The sequence below is a fragment of the Pseudomonas sp. S3_A09 genome, assembly GCF_054668065.1.
The window spans coordinates 540,061-554,931 of the sequence record NZ_CP162752.1; the positions used below are offsets into that span (position 1 = coordinate 540,061).

Here is a 14,871-nt window from a genome sequence, read left to right on the forward strand (position 1 = left end):
AATCAAGCATCGCGAAACAACCAAGGCTGGCTCGCCCGGTGCTTGGCTTCAAACGCTGCAATCGCATCGCCGTCCTGCAAGGTCAGGCCGATGTCGTCCAAGCCGTTGATCAGGCAGTGCTTACGGAACGCATCGACTTCAAAGTGATACACCTTGCCATCCGGACGGGTCACGGTTTGCGCAGCCAGGTCGACGGTCAGTTGGTAGCCCTCTTCGGCCTCCACCTGCTTGAACAGCTCGTCGACTTCTTCGTCGGTCAGGATGATCGGCAACAGGCCGTTCTTGAAGCTGTTGTTGAAGAAGATGTCGGCATAGCTCGGCGCGATGATGCTGCGAAAGCCATATTCTTCCAGGGCCCACGGCGCGTGTTCACGGCTGGAGCCGCAACCGAAGTTTTCCCGTGCCAGCAGTACGCTGGCGCCTTGGTAACGCTCGGCGTTGAGCACGAAGTCCTTGTTCAGCGGGCGCTTGGAGTTGTCCTGGTAGGCGTAGCCCACGTCCAGGTAACGCCACTCGTCGAACAGGTTCGGGCCAAAACCGGTGCGCTTGATCGACTTCAAGAACTGCTTGGGGATGATCTGGTCGGTGTCGACGTTGGCACGGTCCAATGGGGCGACAAGGCCGGTGTGTTGGGTAAAAGCACGCATCGGGTATTCCTCAGATCAATTCGCGAACGTCGATGAAACGACCGTTGACGGCAGCCGCAGCAGCCATGGCCGGGCTGACCAAGTGGGTACGCCCACCGGCGCCCTGACGCCCTTCGAAGTTACGGTTGGAGGTGGAGGCGCAATGCTCGCCCGATTCCAAACGGTCCGGGTTCATCGCCAGGCACATCGAGCAGCCTGGCTCACGCCATTCAAAACCGGCTTCAAGAAAGATCTTGTCCAGGCCTTCGGCTTCGGCTTGCGCTTTGACCAGGCCCGAACCCGGCACCACGATGGCTTGTTTGATGGTCGACGCCACTTTGCGGCCCTTGGCGATCACCGCCGCAGCGCGCAGGTCTTCGATCCGCGAGTTGGTGCAGGACCCGATGAACACGCGGTCCAACTGGATGTCGGTGATCGCTTGGTTGGCCTGCAAGCCCATGTACTTCAAGGCGCGCTCGATGGAGCCGCGCTTGACCAGGTCGGTTTCTTTAGCCGGGTCCGGCACGTTCTGGTCGACGGCCAGGACCATTTCCGGCGAAGTGCCCCAGCTGACTTGTGGCTTGATCTGGGCAGCGTCGAGCTCGACCACGGTGTCGAACACCGCGTCGGCGTCGGAGACCAGGTCCTTCCAGGCTTCAACAGCGGCGTCCCAGTCCGCACCTTGCGGAGCAAATGGGCGACCCTTGACGTATTCGACGGTTTTTTCGTCGGCCGCGACCATGCCGACGCGGGCACCGGCTTCGATGGACATGTTGCAGATGGTCATGCGGCCTTCGATAGACAGGTCGCGAATCGCACTGCCGGCGAACTCGATGGCATGGCCGTTACCGCCAGCGGTGCCGATCTTGCCGATCACCGCAAGGACGATGTCCTTGGCAGTCACGCCAAATGGCAATGTGCCTTCGACCTTGACCAGCATGTTCTTCATTTTCTTGGCGACCAGGCACTGGGTGGCGAACACATGTTCCACCTCGGAGGTGCCGATGCCGTGGGCCAAGGCGCCGAATGCACCGTGGGTGGAGGTGTGGGAATCACCGCACACCACGGTCATGCCCGGCAAGGTGGCGCCCTGCTCCGGGCCGATCACGTGCACGATGCCTTGACGCACGTCATTCATCTTGAATTCGGTAATGCCATATTCGTCGCAGTAATCATCGAGGGTCTGAACCTGCAAACGCGAAACCTGGTCGGCAATGGCGTCGATGCCGCCTTTGCGCTCGGGAGTGGTCGGCACGTTGTGGTCGGGGGTGGCGATGATGGAGTCGACGCGCCAAGGCTTGCGCCCGGCCAGACGCAGGCCTTCGAACGCTTGGGGCGAGGTCACTTCATGGATGATGTGACGGTCGATATAGATCAGCGACGAACCATCGTCGCGCCGTTTCACTTCATGGGAATCCCAAAGCTTGTCGTAAAGCGTTTTGCCGGCCATCAGTCGGTCCTCATCAGCGGTATTTCTTTATGCCGGGCTTTTCAATAACCCTTTGGCTTGTGAGGCTGATGGTATGGCGCTACATTAAATAACTCAAATTCATATTTTTTATGCTTTGGATTACCAACTGGAATACATCCATGGATCTGGCCAACCTCAATGCCTTCATTGCCATCGCCGAGACTGGCAGCTTCTCCGGCGCCGGCGAGCGCCTGCACCTGACCCAACCGGCCATCAGCAAACGCATCGCCGGTCTGGAGCAACAATTAAAGGTGCGCCTGTTCGATCGCCTGGGCCGTGAAGTCGGCTTGACCGAAGCCGGACGGGCCTTGCTGCCGCGCGCCTATCAGATCCTCAACGTGCTGGACGACACCCGCCGCGCGCTCACCAACCTCACCGGCGAAGTCAGCGGCCGGCTGACCCTGGCCACCAGTCACCACATCGGCCTGCATCGCTTGCCGCCGGTGCTACGTACCTTTACCCGGGAATACCCGAATGTGGCGCTGGATATTCAGTTCCTCGATTCGGAAGTGGCCTACGAAGAAATCCTCCATGGCCGCGCCGAAGTGGCGGTGATTACCCTGGCGCCCGATCCTCACAACCTGGTACGCGCCACCCCGGTCTGGGATGACCCGCTGGATTTCGTGGTGGCGCCGGAACACAGCCTGATCAGCAACGGCAGCGTCAGCCTGGCCGATATTGCCGGCCACCCGGCGGTTTTCCCTGGAGGTAATACCTTTACCCACCATATCGTCAGCCGCCTGTTCGAGGCCCAGGGCCTCACCCCGAACATCGCGATGAGCACTAACTATCTGGAAACTATCAAGATGATGGTGTCCATCGGCCTGGCCTGGAGCGTGCTGCCACGCACCATGCTCGATGATCAGGTGGCAAGTATCGCTTTACCGGGCATACAGCTCAGTCGCCAGCTAGGCTATATCGTGCACACCGAAAGGACGCTGTCGAACGCTGCGCGGGCTTTCATGAGCCTATTGGATGCACAGGTCGATCTGCCAGGGATACCGGCATGAAGCCGTGCGGCCTCAAGGTCTGAACAGAACCGCGCTGAACGCCCATTGAGCCAAGGCCCTTTGATAATGCGCAACCCCGTCGATTCCGTGCCACCCCTGCCCCGCATCTACGCCCTGGATCCCCAAGCGGCGGAACAAAGCTGGGACAGCGCCCCGCAATTGCTGGCAGCGCTCAATGCTGCCCGGCTAGGGGCTTGGTGTTGGGAAATCGACAGCGGACGTATCAGCTGGTCACGGGGCACCCAGGCACTGTTTGGCTTTGACCCACGCCAGCCGCTGCCCAACGACCTGGACTACCTGGACCTGCTGGCCCCCGAAGACAGCGCCCGCGTAGTGCGAGCATTCCATGCGGTGCTGGCGGGCGAGCCGTTCGAACAGGCCATGCATCACCATATCCAATGGCCAGATGGCAGCCTGCACTGGCTGGAAATCAACGGCAGCCTGGCGCCGGACAAGGCCGGACGGCGCCGCATGATCGGGGTGATCCGCGAAATCACCCACCAGCGCGACCGCGAAAACGCCCTCAGCCACTCCGAGAAACGCTTCGCCACGCTGTTCCACCTGTGCCCGAACATGGTCCTGCTGACCCGCCAGGCCGACGGCCTGATCAGCGAAGCCAACCAGTATTTTGAAATGCTGTTCGGCTGGCCGCTCGCCGACGCCATCGGCCGCACCACCCTGGACCTCGGCCTGTGGCGCCACCCGGAGCAACGCGCGCAGCTGGTAAAAGCCACCCAGCGCAAGGGCGAGCCGATCACCATGGAGGTGCAGTTTTGCGCCAGTAATGGCCAAATCCACGATGGTACCCTCAGTGCACAGAAGGTCGAGCTGGAGGGCGAGGCCTACCTGATCAGCACCTTTCTCGACACCACCGAGCGCAAAAACGCCGAGCAGGCCCTCAAGGACAGCCAGGAGCGCCTCGACCTGGCCCTGGATTCGGCGCAACTGGGTACCTGGGACTGGCACATCCCCACCGGCATGCTCTATGGCTCGGCCCGCGCCGCCCAATTGCACGGGCTGCCGCCGGAACCCTTCCATGAGTCGTTCGACGCCTTCTTCGAAGGCATGCCCGATGACGAGCGCGAAAGCATGCGCAACGCCTATCGGACCCTGCGCGAAGGCCCAGCCGGCAACTATCAACTGACTTACCGCGTGCCGATGGAAGACGGCAGTTCGCGCTACCTCGAAAGCCGCGCGCGCCTGTACCGTGACGAACAGGGCGCACCGCTGCGCATGGCCGGCACCTTGCTGGATATCACTGACCAGGTGGAACGCGAACAGCGCCTGACCGCCTCCGAGGAAAAATTCGCCAGCCTGTTCCAGGTCAGCCCCGACCCGATCTGCGTCACCTGTCTGGACGGCGGCACGTTTATCGAGATCAACCCCGCGTTTACCCAGACGTTTGGCTGGACGGCCGCCGAAGTCATCGACAAGAGCGCCGAACAGATCGGCCTGTGGGACGAATCCAGCAAGCGTCTGCAACGGATCGAGCGGGTGATCCGCGAGCAGGCGTTGAGCAATGTGGCGATCGTGGCGCATCACAAGAACGGTCAGGCGCTGACCTGCGTGATTTCCAGCCGACTGATCAAAGTGGGTGACCAGCCGTGTATCGTCACCACCTTGCGCGACATCACTCAGCAGCAACGCTCGGAAGCGGCGCTCAAGGCTAGCGAAGAGAAGTTCGCCAAAGCCTTCCATTCCAGCCCCGATGCCATCTCCATCACCGAGCGCGACACCGGCCGTTATGTGGAGGTCAACGACGGCTTCTGCCGCCTGACCGGCTATCGCGCCGAGGAGGCCATCGGCCTGACCCTTTACCAGATCGGCATCTGGGCCGACGAGAACCAACGCGCCGCGCTACTGGCCGAATTGCAGATCAAGGGCCGTATCAATTACTTGGAAATGCTCTGGCACAACAAGCGCGGTGAGTTACTGGCAGTGGAAGTCTCGGTAGAGCCCATCACCTTGAACGAAACCCCGTGCCTGCTGCTGACCGCACGAGACGTGAGTCTGCTGAAAAACGCCCAGGCACAGATCCGCCACCTCGCCTACCACGACCCACTGACCAACCTGCCCAACCGCGCCCTGCTGATGGACCGCCTGAGCCAGCAGATCGCCCTGCTCAAGCGGCATAACCTGCGCGGCGCACTGTTGTTCCTCGACCTCGACCACTTCAAGCACATCAACGATTCCCTGGGCCATCCGGTGGGCGATACCGTGCTGAAGATCGTCACGGCCCGCCTGGAAGCCAGCGTGCGCATGGAAGACACCGTGGCGCGCCTGGGTGGCGATGAGTTCGTGGTGTTGCTCAGCGGCCTGGATGGCACGCGCACGGAGGTCAGCAACCAGGTACAGGAGCTGGCCGACACGTTGCGTGAGCTGCTTTCCGAGCCGATGTTTCTGGACGGCCATCGTTTACAGGTCACACCGAGCATTGGCGTGGCATTGATTCCCGATCACGGCTCCACGCCGGCGGACCTGCTCAAGCGTGCCGATATCGCCCTGTACCGCGCCAAGGATTCAGGACGCAATACCACCCAGATGTTCCACAACAGCATGCAAAAAACCGCCAGCGAACGCCTGCGCATGGAGACTGACCTGCGCCTGGCCCTGTCGCGCGGTGAATTCAGCGTGCATTACCAACCGCAAGTGGATGCGCGGGGCAACCGCATCGTCGGCGCCGAGGCCCTGGTGCGTTGGCAGCATCCGCAATTGGGCGCGCAGTCACCCTCCGAATTCATCAAGGTGCTGGAGGACAGCGGCCTCATTCTTGAAGTCGGCACCTGGATCCTGGATGAAGCCTGTGCGGCCTTCCAACAACTGATTGCGGAAGGCCTGGTCGACCCGCTGAATTTCAGTCTGTGCGTGAACATCAGCCCTCGGCAGTTCCGCCAGAACGACTTCGTGGAGCGGGTGGAGCGCAGTCTCAAGCAGCACAAATTGCCGTTCAGCCTGTTGAAACTGGAAATTACCGAAGGCATCGTGATCCAGAACCTGGACGACACCATCAGCAAAATGCGTCGCTTGAAAAAACTCGGCGTGAGCTTTGCGATGGATGACTTCGGCACCGGCTATTCATCGCTCACTTACCTCAAACGCCTGCCGGTGGATGCCCTGAAGATTGACCAGTCGTTTGTGCGTGACGCTACCCATGACCCCAACGATGCCGAGATCATCCGCGCCATTGTCGCCATGGCCCGCAGCCTGAACCTGGAGGTGATTGCCGAAGGGGTGGAAACCCAGGACCAACTGGCCTTCCTGCAGGGCCTGGGCTGCCATTTGTACCAAGGGTATTTGCATAGCCGACCGCTGCCCATGATCGGATTCCGCGAGCGTTTACTCGCGGGAGAAGGCCGGGGTTAAACCAGTTTCAAGGCGTGACCTTCCTTTTGCATCCAGTCCGAACCTTGCAACTCGCGCTTGATGCCATATTCATCAATGGCCCCCTCCACAACGACCACCGAATGCCCGAAGTTCGCCAAGGTGCCTGGCACGCCTGATGCCAGCTCCTGCACGCTACTGGAGCGGGTAAAGGCGTATAAGCCGAGGCGACGCAACGCATCGCCCGGAATCTCACCGTCGTTCAGCGTTTTCAGGGCGGCGTCAAAACTTGCACTGGCGCGGAACTCATGATTTTCCAGCTGGGCACGCTTGGCGCTCGCCGCGTAGAGGAATACCGCATCGTCAACCAGGCCCTTGTCCTCGCCATGGAAGTTGGCAGCCGCTCGCGCCCTTTGCAACTCGACGTGAGTGAAGCGCACCGTGCAACCATCACGCATGATGGTGGTGAAACCTTCGGGCGTTTCGGTGACATGCTTGAAGATCCCCATAGGGTTCTGCCCATACTTCATCATCGCAGCCTTGATTGCCGACACCGTGACACAGTTACCCTCGACGCCTTGATAGAAACCGTTCCAGATATCGACAGGCTTTGTGCCGACGGGCACCGCCGAGAACTGCGCAGGCTTACCGTTGGGTTCGACCGGTACGTCTGCGGCAAGCTGGTAGCCATAATCCTTGCTGACAGCCGCTTGCCCACCGTTATCATGCTTGATGCCATCCGCGACCAATGCACCCGAATAGTTAAAGGTGCTGATAACGCCGACGCTGCCTGGCTCACGCAATTTATCGGGGGGCACAACGCGTATGAAGCCGGTCAGGCCCATGCCTTTCAACACGCGATAGGTGTGCTCCCCACGCAAGGTGCTCGATAGCGCTGCATCAAACTCAACATTGCCCTCGACCTGCTTGCGCTTGGCAAAGGCGGCCAGCATGAAATTGGCATCGGCGCCCATTGGCGCGTCAGGGCCGGTCAATCGTGAGGCTCCACAGGTGCGTTGCAACTCCTGCGCTGACAGCGTCACTTCAAACCCATCTTTCATGGTGATGCGGTAACCCGTTTTCGTGGCCTCGACCGTTTCAAACATGTCGGAGGGCGAGCGGCCAAACCGCAGCATCATCATCTTGATGACAGCAGCATGGCTGCTCAGGTCAAACACTTCGCCGAAATTACGCGAAACCGGCGCGAATCCCTGCAACACCTCTGCAACGTCGGGAGGGGCACTTTTATTGCGGCGTTCAACCTCGGGGACGACCGTCGGCGGTTCGGGGGCAGGGGCAACGCGGCGCGTTGGCGCACTGTCGCTCACCAACGTATACATATAGCTTCGATCGGGAGAACGTTGCCGGCCAAACTGATGCGCCTTGTCAGCGTAAATTAACGACGAGCCAGAGTCATAGCTGTCTGCAACCCCCGCCAGCCCCTCCGAGATAGCCGTTGCAGTGGGGCGGTATTGGAGATGGCCGGACAACCCCATGCCTTTGAGCATGTTGAACGCCGTTTCACCCTGCAACGACTGGGTCAAGACCGACTCAAAACCAGGCCGATCATCCGCATTACCGCTGGCTGATTGTTTGCGCTTGATAAACACAGCCAACGCAAAATGGGCACTGCTCAGTGCATCGTTGTGATGGCCGGTAAAACGCGACGCGGACGCCGCCTGCTGCAACTCCTGTTTGGAAACATGCAGCGTGTAACCATCTTTCATGGTCACGTCATACCCATCGTTACTGCCCTTTACTTCGTTGAAAAAATCCGCAGGACGCGGGCCAAACGTGAGCATCATCAGATTAATGACGGCGCTGTGCGAACTGGCATTGAAATGCTCACCGAAGCCACGCTCCGGCACATCAACAGGGGGAGTGCGAGATATTCCTAAAGCACTCGACAACTGCGCAGCCATGGGGTTAGAACGCACGAAAGATCCAATTGCAAACGTACTCATATCGTTAACTCTTTTATTAATTAGTTGGACGAGTTCGTGACAAGAAAATCAGATCAAACGTTGTTGTCACATCAACGCGATGGCTTGGCCGCCTGTGGGCCGGCCGCCTTTGCGCCCATAGTTCTCTTCAATTCCGTCCACGATAGCCACTGAGTGCCCGCGCCGGTTGACCATGCCAATCAATGACTTGTCAGCGAATTCACGCACCGATACACGCTTCATATGGTCTTTTAGCCCCAGACGTTTGAACCCCTCCCCAGGGCCCCATTCATCTTCACCATCGTTGAGGCTTCTTATGGCGGCTTCATAACTTTTGCCTGCCCGTCCGTCGTTGTTCTCCATTTGCGCCCGCTTGGCAGAAACTGCAAACAGGAAATGTGCATCCTTGAGCATGCCAGGATCATTTATTCCAACAAAGTTGGAGCCGCGGATGGCACTGTCCAACTCCGCCTTGCTGAGTTCTACCGTCATGCCGTCACGCATGACAACTTTAAATCCATCCACGCCTTTCTCGACAGACTTGTAAATATCCTTAGGGCTTTGGCCAAACTTTGCCATCGCTGCCTTGATAGCGGAGATTGTCACACAGTTACCATTTCTGCCCTGACGAAAACCACTGAAGATATCTTTGGGCTTTGCACCTCGACGCTGAGTGGAAAGCTCGGGGATAGGTTCGTTTTGTTTATCGGTGAGCCTCGTATCGGGAGTGGGTTGTACGCGTGGCGACGGTGCAGGTACATCGTTGTTTTTCGGTTCAACCGGATGCACGTCTCCACGCAAGAGGCTTTGCAATTGAGTGAAAAACTGCTTGAACACTTCTCCCAACATGCTGAGCAAGGCCGAAGTGTCCGCGTTATTACTGAAACTATCGGACTTTACCTCTGAGCGAGGAACAGGTGTTGCAGTACGAACGTTTTCTCTGGGTACAGAGTGGAGCGATGCACGAACTGAATGGTCTGGTGTCCGGCAAGGCTCAATAGTTGGCGATACAACACGGTTATGGCTTATCGATAACATGTTTTAAGTCTCATTGAGTGCCCCCTGGCCGTAACGACCAGGGGACCAGCATTTATGTTCAACGCGTCAAGATAACGGGCTCAAAAACGTGGACGGAGGCCAGGCTTGTTAACTCGGTGGTTGTCGAAACGCTTTTGGGATTGGCTGCTGCAATCATCAACCAAGTCATCCGGTGCGGGGGATGTAAGGTCAGTATTGTGTGGGGTATTAGGCTTTGGATTCACAGGGGCCGGGGTATCAGGCTTTGGATTCACGTTGGTCGGGGTAACAGGCTTGGGATTCACATGGGTCGGAATGACCGGAGGCTGTGGCGACGGCTGTCCGTCGGGCTTCGGCATTACCGGGGGTTGTGGAGACGGCTGCTGATCAAGCCTCGGCGTCACCGGGGGTTGTGGCGCTACTTTTTCATCTGTATGCGGGCAATGACAGTTTTGGACCTGCACCGTCACGTTGATATCAGACGACAGCTTATTTTTATAATCCACAGGGGTGAGAGGAGGCTTTGCCTGCTGAGTATCGAGTTTGCCGTCAGGCCTAATGCTCACCTGGGTACGACCATCCGGCATGACTTTAACCTCCGGGTCCGGCTTCACCCGTGCCTTGGTATCCGCTTCGGGTGCAACCTTGTCCTGCGCCTTCGCATCCACAACGGTCTTGGCATCGGTGCCAGGCAGCACGGTCTTCTTGGTATCCACCCCCGGTGCGACCTTGTCCTGCGCCTTCGCATCCACAACGTTCTTGGCATCGGTGCCAGGTAGCACGGTCTTCTTGGTATCCACCCCCGGTGCGACCTTGTGCTCGACCTTCACATCCGGCACGTTCTTGGTATCGGTGCCAGGTAGCACGGTCTTCTTGGTATCCACCCCCGGTGCGACCTTGTGCTCGACCTTCACATCCGGCACGTTCTTGGTATCGGTGCCAGGTAGCACGGTCTTCTTGGTATCCACCCCCGGTGCGACCTTGTGTTCGGCCTTCATATCCGGAACGTTCTTGCCATCGGTACCAGGCTTCACCGAGGGCTGGGCATCAAGGTCACTAGGCAGGCGGGGCAACACCCCCATGCCCGCGAGCATGCTACGCATCGCTTTGACCGCGAACTCAAACATGGCAAATAACTTTTCCAGGGACTCCTTATTCATCGGCACATTGTTTTCTTTTGGTGTCGGACTACTGTCCTTTAGAAACTTATTCATACTGTCCATAGACGGCGACAATTCGAGCGATTTATCAGCGTGCACGGAAGTCTGGTTAAGCTGTGGATAATGTGTGTTCGTTGGCATGAACTGCTTGGCCGAGACATTAGACATATTTTTATTCCTGAATCTGTGCCCACCCCCGCACCGGCAGGAGAGAGACCACGATTGACATTAAGTGTGAAACAACGGTGAGTTCGACAAACTCGCAAGATTCGTGGGGCGCAACGGAGATGAGTTCCGAATAATCGTGGCTTATATAAGGAAACCAATTGGGCACCCGAGACGTTTGCCTATGGACATTCGCAGAAAAACCCAGACTGCACGCGCCTCACATCCACCCAAGAGTGGAAACTTCAGGAAACACCCCATGAACAAAGCAACTTAATGAAAACAACAACGCTATTTAAAAAACAAAAGCTATGTTAATTGGCGCACGCGCAAGTACCTGTCCTACCACCCGAGAACATTAAAAAATTAAACTTCAGTAGCAGTTGAGCCAAACATTCATACGCCTTTGCATATATCTCGCAACACCACAACAACCACCCAAAACAAATAAAAACCCAAGCCAGGCCCAGGCAGCACAGGGCGATGCCAAACATATTTTTCAGACAAAAAAAAGGCACCTTTCGGCGCCCCTTACAGCAACAGATGAAACACTTATATATGTAAACCTAATCTTGCAGCGCCACAGACTGTTCGCGCCGACTGGGCATACCCAACAAACGCCCGACCTGCTCCAGGTCGGTTTCCCTGCGCATCAGCGTAAACAAATCCACCGCCTCAGGGTAATTGCGGGTGAGCATCGCCAGCCATTGCTTCAAACGCCCCGGCGCCTGACGCTCGGTCAGTTGTGCCACCGACTGGGTCCAAAACTCCTGGAGCATCGGCTGCATCTCTGCCCACGTCATCTCGACCACCTCCTCCCCTGCCCGCGCCGCAGCGATCTGCCGCGCCAGGTCCGGACGCGCTACCAGGCCACGGCCCAGCATGATGTCTTCGGCGCCACTGACTTCGCGACAGCGCTTCCAGTCTTCAACACTCCAGATATCGCCATTGGCGAACACCGGGACCTTGACCACCTCCTGTACGCGCGGGATCCATTCCCAATGGGCAGGCGGCTTGTAGCCGTCGGTCTTGGTACGCGCATGCACCACGATATGCGCCGCGCCGCCTTCGGCCAGGGCCGTGGCGCAGACCAGAGCGCCATCCGGGCTGTCGAAACCCAGGCGCATTTTCGCGGTGACGGGAATGTGGGCCGGCACTGCGCGTCGGACGTGTTCGACGATCTGGTTGAGCAGCTCCGGCTCCTTGAGCAGCACCGCACCGCCTCGGGACTTGTTGACGGTCTTGGCCGGGCAGCCGAAGTTCAGGTCGATGACCTGCGAACCCAGCTCACACGCCAGCGCGGCGTTTTCCGCCAGGCACACCGGGTCGGAGCCGAGCAATTGCACACGCAACGGCACACCCGCAGCGGTGTGGGCACCGTGGAGCAGTTCCGGGGCGAGTTTGTGGAAATACGCAGGGGTGAGCAGGCGGTCGTTGATGCGGATGAACTCGGTCACGCACCAGTCAATACCGCCGACACGGGTGAGAACGTCCCGCAGGATGTTGTCGACCAACCCCTCCATGGGCGCCAAAGCAATTTGCATGGAAAACACTCAACAAAAATCGTGGCGCAGTTTACTGGGTTTCCCACAGCAACCGTTAACCCCCTGTCAGGGCGGGGCCATAACCGTCGAGAAATTCCGCGGGCATGCGCTTGGGTTTGCCGGTGGACAGCTCGATGCAGACAAAGGTGGTGTGCGCGCGTAGCAGGGTCGCGCCGTCACGCGGGCGTACCAGTTGAAAGCGCCGGGTCATCTTCAGGCGCTGGTCCCAGTCGACGATCCAGGTGGCCAGTTGCAACTCATCGCCTTCGTAGCCTGCGGCGAGGTAGTCGATCTCATGACGCACCACCGCCATGGCACGGTCCAGGCGGCGATATTCGGTCAGGTCCAGGCCCAGCCGCTGGGAATGGCGCCAGGCGCAGCGCTCCAGCCAGGACACGTACACCGCGTTATTGGCGTGCCCCAGTCCGTCGATGTCTTCAGGGGCGACCTGCAGATCGATGATAAACGGCGTTGCCAAATCCCAGCCCATGCCTTGCTCCCGGTCGATTAACTTAACCGGGGCAGTGTATCAGGCAGTTTGCCGCTCCTGTAAACGACGGCCGGCCAGCAGCGCCAGCACACCGTCGATCACGCGCGGATCGGCCAGTACTTTCTGGTGACCGCCCTGTTCCAGGCGCAGCAGACGGCTGTCAAACCAGGCTTCGTGAATGGCTTGGGAGGCTTTGACCGGGACGAAGGTATCGTCTTCGGCGTGTACGATCAGGCCAGGAATGTTCATCTGGTAGTGGGCCACATCCAAATGCTTGAGCGGCATGCCGAAGGTCATTTCGACCTCATGGATGAAGGCCGAGCGTGCCCGCGCCGGCAAACCTACCATCTTGGTGAAGCCACGCAGCACATCCAGAAAGCGTGACGGTGCAGCGATGCTGACCAGCGCCTCGGTACGCAAGCCCAACTGCACCGCCAACATCGCACTGGCGCCGCCCATGGAATGGCCGATCACCGCGTGCAGCGGCGGCAACTCGGCAGCGGCTTCGAGCATGGCACGGGCGAACAGCAGCACATGGGCTTCACGCCCTGGCGAACGACCATGGGCAGGGCCGTCGAGCGCAATCACTGAATAACCGTTATCGACCAACGCCGTGATCAGGCTGGCGAATTGAGTGGGCCGCCCTTCCCAACCGTGCATCAACAATACTGCGGGCCCCTGGCCCCAACGCAAGGCGGACAAACCGAAACGCAAGGTGATGCGCTCCGATTGCGCCAGCAGCGGCAGCTCCCAGTCACGCGGCGGCAGGTCGCGGGGTGTCATGAAGGCGCGGCGCATCTTGCCGGCCACCGTTTGCGGCGCCAAATGCCCCAGGGTGCCGTTGAAGCGACGAATCCAGGTTAATGTGCCCATCATGACAACCCTCTTCTAGCGCACGGCCGACTTGGCGGCGCGCAGCACACGGTCAGACAACTCACCGGGCCCCAAGGCGCGGGCCAAGGCCAGGCCACCGATCATCAGCGCCATGTCAGCCAGGGCTTTGTCGGTGTCTTCAGGGCTGGCGGCGAGTTGCGCGGCCATCAGCTCGCAATGCTCGTTCAGCGCTTGGCGGAATTCATCTGGCAGGCGGCTCATCTCGCCGACAGTTGCCGGGATCGGACAGGCCTGGGCAGTTGAGTCACGGTGTTTGCGTGACAGATAAAACGCCGCCACAAGGCTTCTGCGCTCCTCTCCGGTCAACTGGGCGTCCATGTCATCAATCGACGCACGACGCTTGGCCAGCAACTGGGTGAAGGCCTCCAGCATCAGTGCGTCCTTGCTTTCGAAGTGCGCGTAGAAACCACCGACGGTCAGCCCCGCCGCGCCCATGACTTCACCCACACTCGGCTCAGCCGGGCCGCGCTGGATCAACGCGGCGCTGGCGGCCTGCAAAATGCGTTCGCGGGTTTGCGCTTTTTTATCGCTCATCATTGCCTCCGATGCTCATGGGTTGAATATTATTACCATAATAATATTCCGCAAGCCACCCGCGCGACCGTTGGTCAGAGGAGAAGAATGGGAAAGAGGAGAGAATTGGCCAAACGCCAGACAAACAAAAGGGCCATTCAATAATTGAATGACCCTTAAAAATCCCGCAGAGCGGGTAATCGTGGCGTCCCCTAGGGGACTCGAACCCCTGTTACCGCCGTGAAAGGGCGGTGTCCTAGGCCACTAGACGAAGGGGACACAAACCTTCTGTACACTGATCAGCGCTGAGAACTGATCGATTCAAGGACGGTGTGGCCAGACCTTGAACCTGTAAATTGGTGGAGCTAAACGGGATCGAACCGTTGACCTCTTGCATGCCATGCAAGCGCTCTCCCAGCTGAGCTATAGCCCCGGATTTTTCGTCTCGCGACGCAGCAGACCTTTCGAGCTGCTTGTTGAAACTGGCGTCCCCTAGGGGACTCGAACCCCTGTTACCGCCGTGAAAGGGCGGTGTCCTAGGCCACTAGACGAAGGGGACAAAACCTTCTGTACATCTGATCAGGGCTGAGACCTGATCGATTCAAGGACGGTGTGGCCAGACCTTGAACCTGTAAATTGGTGGAGCTAAACGGGATCGAACCGTTGACCTCTTGCATGCCATGCAAGCGCTCTCCCAGCTGAGCTATAGCCCCTCAT

The 14,871-nt window shown here is 58.8% G+C and carries 11 protein-coding genes and 4 tRNA genes; 2 read left to right on the top strand and 13 right to left on the bottom strand.

Annotation, left to right across the window (positions count from 1 at the left end; genetic code table 11):
- Positions 1-2: 2 nt before the first annotated feature.
- Positions 3-647, bottom strand: a complete 645-nt coding sequence (gene leuD / locus AB4N92_RS02630; RefSeq protein ID WP_010209061.1) for a 3-isopropylmalate dehydratase small subunit — start codon at positions 645-647, stop codon at positions 3-5.
- A 10-nt stretch (positions 648-657) separates the two neighbouring features.
- A complete protein-coding gene (gene leuC / locus AB4N92_RS02635; RefSeq protein WP_010209060.1) occupies positions 658-2,076 on the bottom strand; it encodes a 3-isopropylmalate dehydratase large subunit in 1,419 nt (472 codons plus the stop codon).
- Between the two features lie 140 nt (positions 2,077-2,216).
- On the opposite strand from leuC, the gene AB4N92_RS02640 reads away from it, so the two are divergent.
- Together AB4N92_RS02640 and AB4N92_RS02645 are read left to right on the top strand one after the other, a co-directional pair.
- Entirely contained in the window at positions 2,217-3,107 is an 891-nt protein-coding gene (locus AB4N92_RS02640) for a LysR family transcriptional regulator (RefSeq protein ID WP_021491201.1), read from the top strand.
- Between the two features lie 66 nt (positions 3,108-3,173).
- Entirely contained in the window at positions 3,174-6,470 is a 3,297-nt protein-coding gene (locus AB4N92_RS02645) for an EAL domain-containing protein (RefSeq protein ID WP_010209058.1), read from the top strand.
- Here the strand turns inward: AB4N92_RS02645 and AB4N92_RS02650 are convergent.
- From AB4N92_RS02650 to AB4N92_RS02700, 11 genes are all read right to left on the bottom strand, one after another.
- Positions 6,467-8,392: a hypothetical protein gene (locus tag AB4N92_RS02650; RefSeq protein WP_236267654.1), complete on the bottom strand. Its 1,926-nt coding sequence runs from the start codon at positions 8,390-8,392 to the stop codon at positions 6,467-6,469. The two genes, AB4N92_RS02645 and AB4N92_RS02650, sit on opposite strands and share 4 nt — an antisense overlap.
- Before the next feature lie 66 nt (positions 8,393-8,458).
- A complete protein-coding gene (locus tag AB4N92_RS02655) occupies positions 8,459-9,220 on the bottom strand; it encodes a hypothetical protein (protein ID WP_069672438.1) in 762 nt (253 codons plus the stop codon).
- 269 nt (positions 9,221-9,489) lie between these two features.
- Complete coding sequence (locus AB4N92_RS02660; RefSeq protein WP_236391620.1) at positions 9,490-10,716, bottom strand: hypothetical protein; 1,227 nt, start codon at positions 10,714-10,716, stop codon at positions 9,490-9,492.
- 563 nt (positions 10,717-11,279) lie between these two features.
- On the bottom strand, positions 11,280-12,257 hold the full coding sequence (locus AB4N92_RS02665) for a tRNA dihydrouridine synthase (RefSeq protein ID WP_236267403.1): 978 nt from the start codon (positions 12,255-12,257) through the stop codon (positions 11,280-11,282).
- Positions 12,258-12,312: 55 nt separating this feature from the next.
- Positions 12,313-12,747, bottom strand: a complete 435-nt coding sequence (locus tag AB4N92_RS02670) for an acyl-CoA thioesterase (RefSeq protein WP_042571801.1) — start codon at positions 12,745-12,747, stop codon at positions 12,313-12,315.
- Between the two features lie 39 nt (positions 12,748-12,786).
- Positions 12,787-13,620 carry an alpha/beta hydrolase gene (locus AB4N92_RS02675; RefSeq protein WP_010209051.1) on the bottom strand — a complete coding sequence of 278 codons (834 nt, stop codon included), beginning with the start codon at positions 13,618-13,620 and terminating at the stop codon, positions 12,787-12,789.
- A gap of 15 nt (positions 13,621-13,635) precedes the next feature.
- Positions 13,636-14,175 carry a TetR/AcrR family transcriptional regulator gene (locus AB4N92_RS02680; RefSeq protein ID WP_010209050.1) on the bottom strand — a complete coding sequence of 180 codons (540 nt, stop codon included), beginning with the start codon at positions 14,173-14,175 and terminating at the stop codon, positions 13,636-13,638.
- Positions 14,176-14,357: 182 nt separating this feature from the next.
- Positions 14,358-14,433: transfer RNA gene (locus AB4N92_RS02685), tRNA-Glu, on the bottom strand.
- A gap of 78 nt (positions 14,434-14,511) precedes the next feature.
- Positions 14,512-14,587, bottom strand: a tRNA-Ala gene (locus tag AB4N92_RS02690).
- Positions 14,588-14,637: 50 nt separating this feature from the next.
- A tRNA-Glu gene (locus AB4N92_RS02695) sits at positions 14,638-14,713 on the bottom strand.
- 78 nt (positions 14,714-14,791) lie between these two features.
- Positions 14,792-14,867: transfer RNA gene (locus AB4N92_RS02700), tRNA-Ala, on the bottom strand.
- Between the last annotated feature and the right edge of the window lie 4 nt (positions 14,868-14,871).

Excerpts from the sequence above, each read along its gene's own strand:
- leuD (WP_010209061.1), bottom strand. The coding sequence starts at position 647 with ATGCGTGCTTTTACCCAACACACCGGCCTTGTCGCCCCATTGGACCGT.
- AB4N92_RS02645 (WP_010209058.1), top strand. The coding sequence starts at position 3,174 with ATGCGCAACCCCGTCGATTCCGTGCCACCCCTGCCCCGCATCTACGCC.
- AB4N92_RS02660 (WP_236391620.1), bottom strand. The coding sequence starts at position 10,716 with ATGTCTAATGTCTCGGCCAAGCAGTTCATGCCAACGAACACACATTAT.
- AB4N92_RS02675 (WP_010209051.1), bottom strand. The coding sequence starts at position 13,620 with ATGGGCACATTAACCTGGATTCGTCGCTTCAACGGCACCCTGGGGCAT.
- AB4N92_RS02665 (WP_236267403.1), bottom strand. The coding sequence starts at position 12,257 with ATGCAAATTGCTTTGGCGCCCATGGAGGGGTTGGTCGACAACATCCTG.
- AB4N92_RS02670 (WP_042571801.1), bottom strand. The coding sequence starts at position 12,747 with ATGGGCTGGGATTTGGCAACGCCGTTTATCATCGATCTGCAGGTCGCC.
- leuC (WP_010209060.1), bottom strand. The coding sequence starts at position 2,076 with ATGGCCGGCAAAACGCTTTACGACAAGCTTTGGGATTCCCATGAAGTG.
- AB4N92_RS02680 (WP_010209050.1), bottom strand. The coding sequence starts at position 14,175 with ATGAGCGATAAAAAAGCGCAAACCCGCGAACGCATTTTGCAGGCCGCC.
- AB4N92_RS02640 (WP_021491201.1), top strand. The coding sequence starts at position 2,217 with ATGGATCTGGCCAACCTCAATGCCTTCATTGCCATCGCCGAGACTGGC.
- AB4N92_RS02655 (WP_069672438.1), bottom strand. The coding sequence starts at position 9,220 with ATGTTGGGAGAAGTGTTCAAGCAGTTTTTCACTCAATTGCAAAGCCTC.
- AB4N92_RS02650 (WP_236267654.1), bottom strand. The coding sequence starts at position 8,392 with ATGAGTACGTTTGCAATTGGATCTTTCGTGCGTTCTAACCCCATGGCT.